We start from the raw sequence: 13,104 nt of genomic DNA on the forward strand, positions 1-13,104 counted from the left end.
GGTAGTTAGATAGCTGGTGTCCACGTCATACCGGTGCGCATGTCGCGCGGCAGGTGTGCCGTCGACCCGAAAAGGGTGAGCTCGCTGGGGCGCGTAGAGCGCAGTCGCAGCACGGTGAGGGCAGTGTTGCCACTACCGAGCGTCAGCCAGCGCCACTCGGGCATGCCAAGCGCGTGCGCGACGAGGTAGCCGATAACGAAGTTGTGGGTGACGAGCAGTGTGTGGACGTCTTCGCGCGGCCGGGTCATGAAGGCCGAGACGGCGTCTTGCATCTGCGCCTGGCCGGCCTCGATGTCTTCCTCGTCGACCCCGGAGAAGAACGCGTCGTAGCCGTCGGGGGCATCTTTCGAAGAAGACGGGATGCAGTCGAACAGCAGGTTGGTCTGCTCAACCGGCGGCCCCTGCACGTAGTTGCTGAGGATGCTCGAGGTTTCGAGTGCGCGGTCGAGCGGCGAGGTGAACGCCTGGTCGAACGGCACATCGGCGAGGCGCTTACCGAGCGCGTGCGCCTGTTGCCGGCCGCGCTCCGAGAGCGGGCCGTCGGTGATGCCGAATTCGGCATCACGCACCTCCCCGTGCCGCACCAGGTAGAGGAAATGACTCATGCGAGTGCCTCCAACTCGGCCCGAGCCTCGTCGGTTACGGGCCCGATCGTTTCGACCGTCATATCTCCCTGCAGCATGCCCGCAACCTCCCGCACCTGCTCGCGCGTGACCTCGGCGAGTCGCGCAACGGAGGCGTCGAGATCGAGGAACTCCCCCAGCGCGAGTTCGGCGCGGGCGAGGCGGTTCATGCGCGAGTGCATGGACTCAAGTGCCAGGGCACCCCCACCCGCGGCTGAGGTCTTCGCGTCGGCCAACTCGCTCTCGGTCACACCGTCTTGCGCCACGCGGTCGAGCTCATCCCGAATCACGCGCACCGCCTCGGCGGCCTTCTCGGGCAGGCAGGCAGCGTTCACCCCGGTCACGCCAACATCGGCGTGACTGGCGGCAAAGGAGAAGACGGAGTACACGAGCCCGCGCCTTTCCCGCACCTCGTGGAAGAGCCGCGACGACATCCCGCCACCGAGGATGTGGTGGAGCAGCCCGAAAGCGTGCCGACGGTCGTCACCCGAGACGAGCCCCGGTGTAGCGAGGATCAGATTCGTCTGCTCGAGCGGTCGCTCGATGCTTTCGAGGGCGTGATGACGCGTCACCTCGACGGGCGATTCAGCGGTGCGGCGAGCGACGGGCGCGGCGGTCAGGTCGAGGTCCCAGCCCCCGTTGCGAAGGCCTGCCTCGAGGCGATGCAACGCGGCGTCGTGGTCGACGCGGCCAGCGATGGCCACGACGAGCGTGTCGGGCCGATAGTTGCGGTGGTAGAAGTCCCAGACTTCGTCGCGCGTTGCCGCCCCGATGCTCTCGGGCGTGCCCGCGATTGGCCGGGCCAGTTCATGGTTGCCGAAGAAGTTCGCGTAGAAGCGCTCCCAGAGCACGTCATCCGGGTCGTCGGCACTCATCGCGATCTCTTCGAGAATCACACCACGCTCGAGCTCAAACTCGTCGTTGTCGAGCAGTGAACCGGTGAGCATATCGCTCAGCACGTCGATGGCCATGCCGAGATCTTCCGCGCGCACCCGTGCGTGGTAGACGGTTTGCTCGCGCGATGTCGCCGCGTTGAAGTCGCCACCGACGCGCTCGAACTCGAGCGCGATGGTGCGGGCGTCTCGGCTCGGCGTGCCCTTGAACAGCAGGTGTTCGAGGAAGTGGCTCGAGCCGTACTCGCGATCGCGCTCGTCGCGCGAGCCGAGGGGCACGTAGCAGCCGATCGAGACGGATGCCGCGCCGGGCACATCCTCGGTGATCAGGCGCACCCCGCTCGGCAGCACCGTGCGCTGAAGCCTGGCTGCTCCGGCGACCTCTTCATCGAGGTGAGTCGTGTTCAGTGGCAGCAAAATCGGTGCAGACATATCGGCTTGAGTGTAGCCGAATAGAGTAAAGCGGCGCGTGCGCTGCACGGGCCGCTTTACTCAGCCAGGTGTGGCTACTCGGCGTCGGTCGACTCGACCTCGGTCTCGTCGGCGCCTTCGCCCTCCTCGAGCACGGGCTCGAGTGAGAGCTTGCCACGGTCGTCCACCTTCGTGATCTTCACGAGCAGCTTCTGACCAACCGAGACCACGTCTTCGACGTTCTCGACGCGCTTGCCACCAACGAGCTTGCGCACCTCCGAGATGTGCAGCAGGCCGTCCTTGCCAGGCAGGAGCGACACGAACGCACCGAAGCTCGCAAGCTTGACGACGGTACCGAGGTACTGTTCGCCGACCTCGGGAACCTGCGGGTTCGCGATCGCGTTGACCTGTGCACGGGCAGCCTCGGCCGAGGGGCCGTCGGTCGCGCCGATGAACACGGTGCCGTCGTCCTCGATCGAGATGTCGGCGCCGGTGTCTTCCTGGATCTGGTTGATGACCTTGCCCTTGGGGCCGATGACCTCACCGATCTTGTCAACGGGGATCTTCACCGAGATGATGCGCGGTGCGGTGGCCGCCATCTCGTCGGGCTCCGAGATCACAGCAGTGATCGCCTCGTTGAGGATCTTGATGCGAGCGTCGTGCGCCTGCTGGAGCGCGGCGTCGAGCACCTCCGAGGGGATGCCGTCGAGCTTGGTGTCGAGCTGCAGAGCGGTAACGAACTCCGAGGTACCGGCGACCTTGAAGTCCATGTCGCCGAGCGCGTCCTCGGCACCGAGGATGTCGGTGAGTGCCTGGTACTTCATCTCGCCGTCGACCTCAGCCGACACGAGGCCCATGGCGATACCCGCGACGGGCGCGCGCAGGGGCACACCGGCGTTGAGCAGCGAGAGCGTGGAGGCGCAGACCGAACCCATCGAGGTCGAGCCGTTCGAGCCGAGGGCCTCCGAGACCTGACGGATCGCGTAGGGGAACTCCTCGCGGGTGGGCAGCACTGCAAGCAGCGCCTTCTCGGCCAGATTGCCGTGACCGATCTCGCGACGCTTCGGCGAGCCAACACGGCCGGTCTCACCGGTCGAGTAGGGCGGGAAGTTGTAGTGGTGCATGTAGCGCTTCGACTGAACGGGGCTGAGCGAGTCGATCTGCTGCTCCATCTTGAGCATGTTCAGCGTTGTGACGCCGAGAATCTGCGTCTCGCCGCGCTGGAAGATGGCCGAGCCGTGCACGCGGGGCACAACCTCGACCTCAGCGTCGAGCTGGCGGATGTCGGCAACTCCGCGGCCATCGATACGCTGACCGTCGCTGAGGATGCGGCCGCGAACGACGTCCTTCGTGACCGACTTGTACGCAGCCGAGACCTGGCCCAGAGCCGAGTCCTCGAGCTCGCCAGCCTCGACCTTGGCCGCAACGGCCTCGGTCACGCGCGCCTTGAGGGCGTCGTCAGCATTCTGGCGCTCGATCTTGTCGGCGATCTGGTAGACCTTGCCGAGCTCGTCCTTCGCCTCGGCCTCGACGAGCGCGCGAACGGGCTCGGTGTAGGCCGGGAATACCGGGTATTCCTTGATTTCCTTGTTCACCTGGTCGGCAACCGACTGCTGCGCCTTGATGAGCTGGGTGATGAAGGGCTTCGAGGCCTCGAGACCGCCAGCAACGACGGCCTCGTCTGGCTTCTGGGCGCCGTTCTGGATAAGCTCCCACGCGTTGTCGGGTGCCTGCGCCTCAACCATCATCACCGCGATGTCTTCGCTGCCGTCGGCGTTCGTCACGAGGCGACCGGCAACGGTCAGCTCGAAGACAGCCTGCTCCTGCTGCGAGTACTTCGGGAACGCGACCCACTGGCCGTCGATGAGCACGATGCGCACGGCACCGATGGGGCCCGAGAACGGCACGCCAGAGATCTGCGATGACATGGATGCCGCGTTGACGGCAAGCACGTCGTAGGTCTCGTCGGGGGCGATCGAGAGCACGGTCACGACGATCTGCACCTCGTTGCGGAGGCCGTCGACGAACGACGGGCGCATCGGGCGGTCGATGAGGCGGCACGCGAGGATCGCGTCGGTCGAGGGGCGGCCCTCGCGGCGGAAGAACGAGCCAGGGATGGCGCCCTTGGCGTACGAGCGCTCCTCAACGTCAACCGTCAGGGGGAAGAAGTCAAAGCGCTCCTTCGGGTGCTTCGAGATGCTCGTCGCGCTGAGCAGCATGGTTTCGTCGTCGAGGTAGGCGACTGCCGAACCCTGCGACTGCTGCGCGAGACGACCCGTTTCGAAGCGGACGGTGCGGGTGCCGAACTTACCGTTGTCAATAACGGTTTCGGCGAACTTGATTTCGGGACCCTCCAAAGGTCTCCTCCTTAGTGTCGCTCGCACGCACACAACACCTGTCGAGGCTCCCTCGGCTGACCATCAGTAATTGCGCTCCGGCGTCGCGTTTCAGACGAGTCCGGCTCGCCACCACCGACAATCAGCAATGCTGAGCCGCGTGCGAATTAGTACGAACCCCCTGATCCTAGCAGCGAGCGGTCTGGAAACCCCGAACGCCACCCCACCATCACGCTTGGCGGACGGGTGGGGTGGCGTTCGGGGCTGAGGAAGACTAGAGCGCGGCGTCGAGGGCGGCCTTGAGGTCGACGATGAGGTCTTCGACCGGCTCGATGCCGATCGAGAACCGCAGCAGGCCGGGCGTGATGCCGGCGGCATCCTGCGCCTCGGGCGTCATCGACGCGTGGGTCATGGTCGCGGGATGTGCGACGAGCGACTCGGTGCCGCCGAGCGACTCCGCGAGCGAGAAGAGCTCGACCGCCTCGACGAAGCGGCGTGCCGCGTCCTCGCCGCCGACGAGGTCGATCGAGAACATCGCACCGAAACCCGACTGCTGACGCTTCGCAAGCTCGTGGCCCGGGTGCTCGGCAAGACCCGGGAAGTTGAGCTGCTGCACCGCGGGGTGGTCCCTAATCGCGTCGACGACGGCGATCGTGTTTTCTTGGTGCCGTGCGAACCGCACCTCGAGCGTGCGCAGGCCGCGAATTACGAGGTACGAGTCGGCCGGGCTGGCCGTGACGCCGAGCACATTGCCCCACCAATCGAAGCGTTCCGCAAGCTCGGGGGTGCGACCGATGACCGCGCCCTGCACCACGTCGGAGTGGCCGTTCAGGTACTTCGTGACGGAGTGCACAACCACGTCGGCGCCGAGTGCAAAGGGCTTCTGCGCGAGCGGCGTGAGGAAGGTGTTGTCAACTGCAACGAGCGCACCCGATTCGTGAGCGGCCGCCGAGATGGCCTCGACGTCAGTCACGCGCAGCAGCGGGTTCGAGGGAGTCTCGAGCCAGACGAGCTTCGGCGAGAGCTGCGCGATGCGAGCCTTGGCCGCTTCGACGTCGGTGAAGTCAACGGGCTCGAAGCGGTAAAGCCCCTTCGAGCCGAGTTGCTCGAACAGGCGCCAGGTGCCGCCATAACAGTCGTGGGGGTAAGCAACAACGTCGCCCGGCTGCAGCAGCGCCACGGTCACGAGCGTAACTGCGCCCATGCCGGTCGCCACGATCGTCGCCCCAGCGCCTCCCTCGAGCTCGGCGATTGCCTCGCCGAGGATGGCACGCGTGGGATTTCCGGAGCGGGTGTAGTCGAACCGTCGCGGCTCGCCGAACTTCGCGAAGGTGTAGTTCGAAGAAAGGTACAGCGGTGGGACAACCGCGCCCTGCGCGGTGTCGGTCTCAATGCCCGCACGGGTGGCGCGAGTGAGGCTCGAAAACTCAGTCATGATGCTCCTGGAAAACGGTCGTTGCTGCCCGTAACCCTAGCTACGGGCAGCAACTGTCGCCGATTCGCTTCGACGCATTCCGTCACACGACGGGAAACTCCTCGGGGCGCTCGCCATCGTCATAGATCACGCGCGGAGAACCAACGATTTTCGGGTCAGGCGCGACTGCAACGGCTTTGTCCTTGTTCGGGTAGTCGAACTCGTTCAACACGTAGCGCATCGCCTCGAGCCGCGCTCGCTTCTTATCGTTCGACTTCACGACGGTCCACGGCGACTCGGCGGTGTCGGTGTAGAAGAACATCGCCTCCTTTGCGGCCGTGTATTCGTCCCACTTATCGAGCGATGCGAGGTCGGTCGGCGAGAGCTTCCACTGGCGTACCGGGTCGTCGCGGCGGGCAGCAAAGCGCGCGAGCTGCTCGGCTCGCCCCACGGAGAACCAGAACTTGATGACGTGAATGCCGGAGTTCACGAGCATCCGCTCGAACTCGGGCGCGGAACGCGTGAACTCCAAGTACTGCGTCGGCGTGCAGTACCCCATGACGCGCTCAACCCCGGCCCGGTTGTACCAGGAGCGGTCGAACAGCACGATCTCGCCGGCCGAGGGCAGGTGCTCGACATAGCGCTGGAAATACCACTGCGTGGATTCTTTCTCGGTCGGTTTCTCGAGCGCGACGGTGCGGGCACCTCGTGGGTTCAGGTGCTCCATAAAGCGCTTGATGGCGCCGCCTTTCCCCGCAGCATCGCGGCCCTCGAAGATGATGACCAGCTTCGTGCCCGACTCCTTGACCCACGTCTGCAGCTTGAGGAGTTCGATCTGCAAGAGGCGCTTCTGGCGCTCGTACACGGCGCGCGTGAGTTTGCGGCTGTACGGGTAGCCCTGCTTCCACGCGTCGATGTTGCCGGGCTGACGACCGGCCAACTCGGCCAGCTCATCGACCTCGGGTGTGGTGTCGGGCACGCCGGCACGATTGAGGCGGTAGGTACTCGCGTCGTCCGCCTTTGTTGCCTTATCGGTGTCGGACATAGCTACTCCCCTGGTGCGGTGCCGTTGCTGCGATAGGTACTGAGACAGCTATGCCCCACGTCGAAGACGTGGGGCATAGCCTTAGCACGATGCTTGGGTTCCTGAACCTAGCGGCGCAGGCCCAGGCGCTCGATGAGCGCACGGTAGCGTGCAATGTCGACGTCGGTGAGGTACTTCAGCAGACGACGACGCTGACCAACCAGGAGGAGGAGGCCACGACGCGAGTGGTAGTCGTGCTTGTGCTCTTTGAGGTGCTCGGTGAGCTCGTTGATGCGGGCGCTCAGGAGCGCAACCTGCACCTCGGGGCTTCCGGTGTCACCCTCGTGGGTGGCGTACTCGGCGATAATCGACTGCTTCTTTTCTGCGTTCAGCGCCATTGGCGGTGAGCCCCTTTCGTTCGCTGCGCGGCGTCGAGGGAAGGAATCCCGCGACTCTCTTTGTCCGCGGCCGATTTCACGGCAACCTCAGAATGCTAGCACGGTACGACGCTACTTGGCGCCGAGCAGGTCAATGATGAAGATCAGGGTGCGGCCCGACAACGGGTGGCCCTGACCGGCATCACCGTAGGCCAGGGCCGGCGGCACGGTGAGCTTGCGACGGCCGCCCACCTTCATGCCCGGAATGCCGAGCTGCCAGCCCTTGACCAGCATGGCAAGCGGGAACTCCACAGACTGGCCACGCGACCACGACGAGTCGAACTCGTCGCCGGACTCGTAGTCGACGCCGAGGTAGTGCACGTTTACGGTGCCGCCGGCCTGGGCCTCGGCCCCCTCGCCTACGACGAGGTCTTCGATGACGAGTTCGGTCGGGGCCGGACCATCGGGGAATTCAACTTCAGGCTTCGTAAGTTCAGTCATGCCTTCGATCGAACCATATCTTGCAGGTCTTTTCTGTCACGTCGGGTGACCGCGAGCAGCGACTTCTCGATGGCCCGGCGATGCGGGTCGCGTTTGTCGATCGAGGCATGCTCGCGCGCGAAGGCGAGCCTCGTCGCATCCTCAACGAAGTTCTTCATGGCCCGACCCTGCTCGGTCGACTGCGCCCGCGCCCACTGAATCGCCTTGCGCCGCAACTGCCAGTTCGTGATCATCTCGACCTCGGCGGTCGTGAACCAACCGGCGCGTCGATACTCGTCGAGTCTGTTGCGAATGATCTGTCGGTCGCGATGCTGCAGTTGCATCAGCAACCAGCCGAAGGCGAGGAAGAGCGGCAGTTGGAACAGTCCGTACGAGATGATCCAGGCAAACGGGTTCTGCGCGTCGACGCCGAAGAGCGGGAGTAGGTAGATGCTCGCTCCGTTCCAAAACGCGTGCAGACCAACGGCCATGACGAGGCCCAGCACGCCGGCGACAGCGAACTGCAACGGTTTTCGCTGCTGTGCCGCCCAGCCCAGGGCCAGCCCGATCACCCCCGTGAACATCACGTGCGCAAACGGCGAGAGAATCCCCCGCACCACGAGCAGCCACACGAATTCCAGCCCGGTCGAACCTGACGACGCGAAGTAGACGATGTTCTCGGTGAACGCGAAGCCAGCGCCAATCACCGCCGCGTAGACAAAGCCGTCGAGCGGGCCGTTAACCTCGCGCCAGGCGATGATGAGCAGCACCGCGACACCTACGCCCTTGACGAGCTCCTCCACGAACGGACCCTGGAGCAGGATCGACCAGGCCGCGAGACCGACGGAGTCTCTCGCGTAGGTGTTCGTCACCTCGAGGAGGAAGTTTCCGACAGTGAGGGTGCCGAGGATCGAAGCCCCCGCGCCGTAGACGAAGCAAAGCACGAGCAGGATCGTGGGTTCCGGCTCCCAGCGGTCAAGAAAGTGCACCGCGATGAGCACGAGCGTGAGCGGAATCAGCGCCGGGATTGCCATGACGATCGCGTCGAGCTGCCAGTTCACGAGCAACCAGCCCACCGCGATGAGACCGAGAGTCAAGACGATCGACAACACGATCATCCAAATGAACGGCCCCCGCCGATCACGGGGAAGCCGAAGAGGAACTTTGGTCGTTCCCTCAGCGAGCTCGGGCACCTCGTTCGTTGGCATCCGCCCAGCGTAGTTGTTTCACCGCCAGGTAGATTGAGTGCCATGAAGCGAGCCATATTTCTTCTCGGAACCGCAGTTGGATTTGTTGTCGGAGCCCGGGCCGGTCGTGCCCGTTACGAGCAGATCAAGGCGGCCGCGACGAGTGTTGCCGAGTCCGAGGCGGCGAAAAAGACGGCCGAAGCGGCACAGCAGGGCCTCGACTCGGCAGTGGATGCGCTGCACCGTGTGGGCAACCGCGTGACCGAGACCTCGCGTGAGATCCCTTCGCGGCTCGTGCACACCACGGAGTCGCTCCGACAGGAGCTCAACGAGGCGAACGAGCGCAACCGTCAGCGCCAGGCCGAGACGATCGTGACCGCGGCCGATCTCCGTGACGGTGCACTCGATGACCTCAGCGACAACGACGACGACGCCATGCTCGATGAGCATGACGCCGACGATCGCAATCTGAGCGAGTAACCGAGCTACACGATTTCGTGCATCGGCCCGGCGAGTTCCTTCGGGTCGAGCGAGTCGATGCGACGTTCCTGCTCGAGAATCTCGTCGTCGGTGAGCGAGCCGACTGACGTCGCTTCGGGGAAGCGGCCCGCGAGGGCCTCGGGGTGCAGCAGCTCGATCACGCGCTCGCGCTCGAGCAGGCCGGCCTCGACGACCAGGTCGACAACCTTGCTGTTGGTGGCAAGTGCCTTCTTCGCGATCTTCGATGCCTCGGCATAGCCGATCACCGGGTTGAGCGCGGTGATGAGGCCGACCGAAGCTGCAACCTGCGCCTCGGTCTTCTCCTTGTTGGCGGTGATGCCGATGATGCAGTTCACGCGCAGCGTGCGCATGGCGCGGCGCAGCCAAACCGAGTTCTGCATGAGCGTGTGCATCATGACGGGCTCGAACGCATTGAGCTGCAGCTGACCAGCCTCAGACGCGAACGCGACGGTGACGTCAGAGCCCGCGATGACGAAGGCAACCTGGCTCACGGCCTCGGGAATAACAGGGTTCACCTTGCCCGGCATGATCGACGAGCCGGCCTGGCGGGCGGGCAGGTTGATCTCACCGAGACCGGCCTGCGGGCCCGAGGAGAGCAGACGCAGGTCGTTGCAGATCTTCGACAGCTTCATGGCACAGCGCTTCATGACGCTCGAGAGCGACATGAAGACACCCGTGTCGCTGGTGGCTTCGATAAGGTCGGTCGCGGTCACGAGTTCGTCGTAGCCAGTGATCTCGCGCAGGTGACGCATGATTGCCGCCGGGTATTCGGCCGGCGCGTTGATGCGTGTGCCGATTGCGGTGGCACCGAGGTTAAGCTCAAGCAGCAACGGCCCAACGTCCTCAAGACGCTGGATGTCCTCGCCGACCGTCGTGGCGAAACCGTGGAATTCCTGCCCAAGCGTCATCGGCACGGCGTCCTGCAACTGCGTGCGGCCGACCTTGAGCACCTCCTTGAACTCGAACGCCTTCTTCATGATGGCATCCTGAAGGAGCTTGTACTCGGCGATGAGGTTCTGGGTCGAGTGCACAAGACCGAGCTTGACCGCCGACGGGTAAGTGTCGTTGGTCGACTGCGACGCGTTCACGTGGTCGTTCGGCGAAATATACGCGTAGTCGCCGAACTCACGGCCCGCGAGTTCGAGGGCGCGGTTGGCGATGACCTCGTTCGCGTTCATGTTCGAGCTCGTACCCGCGCCGCCCTGAATCACGCCGACGACAAACTGGTCGTGCAGCTTGCCATCGATGATGTCCTGGCACGCCTGCTCGATGTAGCCTCCGCGCTCCGAGTCAAGTATGCCGATCTCCTGGTTCGCGCGGGCCGCGGCCTGCTTCACCTGAGCGAATGCGACCAGGAAGTCCGGGTACACACTGATTTGGCGTCGCGCGATGTCGAAGTTCTCGACAGCCCTCGCGGTATTGACGCCCCAGTAGGCGTTCGCCGGAATCTTGATTTCACCAATCGAGTCGCGTTCAATGCGGAACTGATCAGACGTTGACAATGTCATCCACCTTCGTTGCGTTTGGCTCCGATGCCTCGGCTACCAGCATAATGTGAAAGACGTTCGTTTTTACAAACGAGCTACGCGTCAACTCCATTCTGGTAGATCCGCAGCCGCTCAAGCAACAGATTCACGATCGCGTCAACCTGAATGTCTTCGCTCGAGACCTCGCCGGTATCGGTGCCCTCGAGCGCACGCGCGGCGAGGCCTTGCTTCGCATCGATGAGCTCCGCGACGTGCGCATCCACCGTCTGCGACGCGATGATGCGCCACGCGGTAACGGGGATCTCCTGGCCAATGCGGTGCACGCGGTCGATGGCCTGGGTCTGCTCGGCAGCGGTCCAGCTCAGCTCGGCCAGCACAACATCGCTCGCAACCTGCAGGTTGATACCGACGCCGGCCGCCATAAGCGAGCACACGATGACCTTGACCTCGGGGTCGTGCTGGAATGCGTCGATGGCTCGGTCGCGCTGCGCCGTGGTCTGGTCGCCACGGATGTGCACCGCGCGAAGACCCTCGGCCTCGAAGACTTCCTCGGCCCGGTCCATCGCCTCAATGTGCTTCGCGAAGAACACGACCTTGCCAACCGAGTGGGCCAGCTGCGCCGTGTACTCGGCCGCGAGGCGCGACTTGGCGATACCGATGCGGTGCAGCATCGCGAAGATCGAGTCTCCGCCGCTCGCGGCCTTCGACTCCTCGACCTCCTGGCGCGCGAGCATCCGAAGACGGTTTTCATCGATCGTCGTCTGCGGCAGGTCGGCCGCGCTGAGCATCCGCGAGTAGCGCGCCAGGAGGCGGTCGACGAGCAGTCGCTCAGCGCGTCGAATCGACGCGCCCTCGTCGGTGTCGAGCTCGACCGGCATGTCGACGACCCGCTTCGCGGGAAGCGACTTCGCGACGTCGACCTTGCGGCGACGCACGATGCCAAGGTCGATGACGGCGCGACGGGCGGCCGCTGCGAAGCCCGCGTCGCTCGGCACGAGGCCAGTCTTGTCCAGCGCGTCGAGCAGCACAGGAGCGGGGCGATCGCCGTCGAGCCAGCCGAGCAGCTGCCAGATTGCACGGAAGTCGTCGACGTCGTTGATGAGCGGGGTACCCGTGAGCGCCATCATGAGCGGGTCGACGCCCGGCACACGGCTGCGAATGCTGCGGGCGAGCTGCAGCACGAGCCGGCTTCGCTGCGAGGTTGGGTTCTTGATGAAGTGCGCCTCGTCGACCACCATGCCCTTGAGGCCGATGCGCTGCAGCCAGCCAATGTGGCGGTCGAGGATCTCGTAGTTGACGATGAAGACGTCGCTGAAGGCGTCGATGTCATTGCCGTCACCGCTGATGATGGTGGCGCGGCGGGTTGGCGTCCACCGCGCGACCTCCTGCGCCCAGTTCGTCTTGACCACGTTCGGCACGACGCAGAGCAGCGGATACGCGCCGGCCACCGACGCCGACAGCACTGCCTGGGCGGTCTTGCCGAGGCCCGGCTCGTCGGCGAGCAGCACCGAACGCTGCCCCTGACGAACCGCCTCGATCAGCTGCGCCTGGTGCGGCATGAGTTCGAGCGACGGGGGCGACACGCGGTCGAAGCGCGGCGGGTCCGGCAGCTCCATCGACGCGGCACCGCCACCGGCGCCGGTCGCGAAGGCCTTGAGTAGCGGGCCGAGCAGCTCCCAGTTGGCGAGCCGCGTGTAGTGGTGGCTCGGTGGCCGAATCTGCGTGAGATCCGGCGAGAGGAACGGGTTCGAACGCACGCGCGCCTTAACACTAGGTGGCATCACCTGACGCTCGCGAATGCCCTCGGGCAGCAGCATCGTCTGCGGCTCGGGTGCCGTCTCTTCTTCTTCGTCGACGACCATGTCGACGCCGCCAGCGAAGAGCATCTGTTTGCGCAGCTCGCGTGCCTGCGGCGTCGTCGGCGCGTCTTCCTTGAGCAGGTTGAGCAGCGTCGTGTCGCGCGCCGCCGTCTTCGCGAGAATAGCACCGAGGCCATCGAGGCGCTTGAGCGACTCGTTGCGCTCCCCCGTCGGCACGGATGCGTCGGTCTTCAGCCGGGCGCGCTCCTCGCGCACCAGGAGACCCACAACCTGGAACTTCGTGCGCATCGAGGGCGAGATGCGCCCCCGCATTGCCGCAGTTTCGACCTCGCGGGCCGCCTTGGCCAGTTGCGGGATCACACCGGTGTTGTCGCCCTTAGAACGGCGACGCCGGGTGGATTGTGTGCTCATGTGCGTGTGCGATTTCGGCGACATGCGCCTCCTTCAACAGGTGAAACCGCGGGCCGAAAACCAGCGACTCGCGGGTGACTTCAGAACGTCGTGGGCCGTGCGACGGAACATACAGAGATCCGGGTACGCAGGGCGTCGCG

11 protein-coding genes are annotated in these 13,104 nt (G+C 64.9%); 1 reads left to right on the forward strand and 10 read right to left on the reverse strand.

Annotated features, from left to right (window positions below):
- Positions 1-5: 5 nt before the first annotated feature.
- The 8 genes from EJL01_RS01910 to EJL01_RS01945 all read right to left on the reverse strand — a co-directional run bounded on the left by EJL01_RS01910 (position 6) and on the right by EJL01_RS01945 (position 8,766).
- The gene (locus EJL01_RS01910; RefSeq protein WP_125106031.1) at positions 6-605 is read right to left on the reverse strand and encodes a histidine phosphatase family protein; all 600 of its coding nucleotides are present in this window, start codon (positions 603-605) and stop codon (positions 6-8) included.
- On the reverse strand, positions 602-1,948 hold the full coding sequence (locus tag EJL01_RS01915) for a M16 family metallopeptidase (RefSeq protein WP_125106032.1): 1,347 nt from the start codon (positions 1,946-1,948) through the stop codon (positions 602-604). Before EJL01_RS01915 ends, EJL01_RS01910 begins: the two co-directional genes overlap by 4 nt.
- A 74-nt stretch (positions 1,949-2,022) precedes the next feature.
- Entirely contained in the window at positions 2,023-4,284 is a 2,262-nt protein-coding gene (locus EJL01_RS01920; RefSeq protein WP_125106033.1) for a polyribonucleotide nucleotidyltransferase, read from the reverse strand.
- A 253-nt stretch (positions 4,285-4,537) separates the two neighbouring features.
- Positions 4,538-5,698 carry a cystathionine gamma-synthase gene (gene metB / locus EJL01_RS01925; RefSeq protein WP_125106034.1) on the reverse strand — a complete coding sequence of 387 codons (1,161 nt, stop codon included), beginning with the start codon at positions 5,696-5,698 and terminating at the stop codon, positions 4,538-4,540.
- A gap of 82 nt (positions 5,699-5,780) precedes the next feature.
- On the reverse strand, positions 5,781-6,722 hold the full coding sequence (gene ppk2 / locus EJL01_RS01930; protein ID WP_125106035.1) for a polyphosphate kinase 2: 942 nt from the start codon (positions 6,720-6,722) through the stop codon (positions 5,781-5,783).
- Positions 6,723-6,829: 107 nt separating this feature from the next.
- On the reverse strand, positions 6,830-7,099 hold the full coding sequence (rpsO, locus tag EJL01_RS01935) for a 30S ribosomal protein S15 (RefSeq protein WP_125106036.1): 270 nt from the start codon (positions 7,097-7,099) through the stop codon (positions 6,830-6,832).
- A gap of 111 nt (positions 7,100-7,210) precedes the next feature.
- Entirely contained in the window at positions 7,211-7,579 is a 369-nt protein-coding gene (locus tag EJL01_RS01940; protein ID WP_125106037.1) for an FKBP-type peptidyl-prolyl cis-trans isomerase, read from the reverse strand.
- Positions 7,576-8,766, reverse strand: a complete 1,191-nt coding sequence (locus EJL01_RS01945; RefSeq protein WP_125106038.1) for a PrsW family intramembrane metalloprotease — start codon at positions 8,764-8,766, stop codon at positions 7,576-7,578. Before EJL01_RS01945 ends, EJL01_RS01940 begins: the two co-directional genes overlap by 4 nt.
- 42 nt (positions 8,767-8,808) lie before the next feature.
- Here EJL01_RS01945 and EJL01_RS01950 point away from each other — a divergent pair, with 42 nt between their 5' ends.
- A complete protein-coding gene (locus EJL01_RS01950; protein WP_125106039.1) occupies positions 8,809-9,225 on the forward strand; it encodes a hypothetical protein in 417 nt (138 codons plus the stop codon).
- 5 nt (positions 9,226-9,230) lie between these two features.
- Here the strand turns inward: EJL01_RS01950 and EJL01_RS01955 are convergent, their stop codons facing one another.
- Positions 9,231-10,754, reverse strand: a complete 1,524-nt coding sequence (locus EJL01_RS01955; protein WP_125106040.1) for an aspartate ammonia-lyase — start codon at positions 10,752-10,754, stop codon at positions 9,231-9,233.
- Positions 10,755-10,828: 74 nt separating this feature from the next.
- Positions 10,829-12,988, reverse strand: coding sequence for a DEAD/DEAH box helicase (locus tag EJL01_RS01960; RefSeq protein ID WP_125106041.1), 2,160 nt, complete (start codon positions 12,986-12,988; stop codon positions 10,829-10,831).
- Positions 12,989-13,104 lie beyond the last annotated feature (116 nt).

The sequence above is a fragment of the Gulosibacter massiliensis genome, assembly GCF_900626105.1.
GTDB lineage: Bacteria > Actinomycetota > Actinomycetes > Actinomycetales > Microbacteriaceae > Gulosibacter > Gulosibacter sediminis.

What these genes read in the sequence shown, in the direction of transcription:
- EJL01_RS01915 (WP_125106032.1), bottom strand. Translation starts at nt 1,948, where the DNA reads ATGTCTGCACCGATTTTGCTGCCACTGAACACGACTCACCTCGATGAA.
- EJL01_RS01940 (WP_125106037.1), bottom strand. Translation starts at nt 7,579, where the DNA reads ATGACTGAACTTACGAAGCCTGAAGTTGAATTCCCCGATGGTCCGGCC.
- metB (WP_125106034.1), bottom strand. Translation starts at nt 5,698, where the DNA reads ATGACTGAGTTTTCGAGCCTCACTCGCGCCACCCGTGCGGGCATTGAG.
- EJL01_RS01950 (WP_125106039.1), top strand. Translation starts at nt 8,809, where the DNA reads ATGAAGCGAGCCATATTTCTTCTCGGAACCGCAGTTGGATTTGTTGTC.
- EJL01_RS01945 (WP_125106038.1), bottom strand. Translation starts at nt 8,766, where the DNA reads ATGCCAACGAACGAGGTGCCCGAGCTCGCTGAGGGAACGACCAAAGTT.
- EJL01_RS01960 (WP_125106041.1), bottom strand. Translation starts at nt 12,988, where the DNA reads ATGTCGCCGAAATCGCACACGCACATGAGCACACAATCCACCCGGCGT.
- EJL01_RS01955 (WP_125106040.1), bottom strand. Translation starts at nt 10,754, where the DNA reads ATGACATTGTCAACGTCTGATCAGTTCCGCATTGAACGCGACTCGATT.
- rpsO (WP_125106036.1), bottom strand. Translation starts at nt 7,099, where the DNA reads ATGGCGCTGAACGCAGAAAAGAAGCAGTCGATTATCGCCGAGTACGCC.
- EJL01_RS01910 (WP_125106031.1), bottom strand. Translation starts at nt 605, where the DNA reads ATGAGTCATTTCCTCTACCTGGTGCGGCACGGGGAGGTGCGTGATGCC.
- ppk2 (WP_125106035.1), bottom strand. Translation starts at nt 6,722, where the DNA reads ATGTCCGACACCGATAAGGCAACAAAGGCGGACGACGCGAGTACCTAC.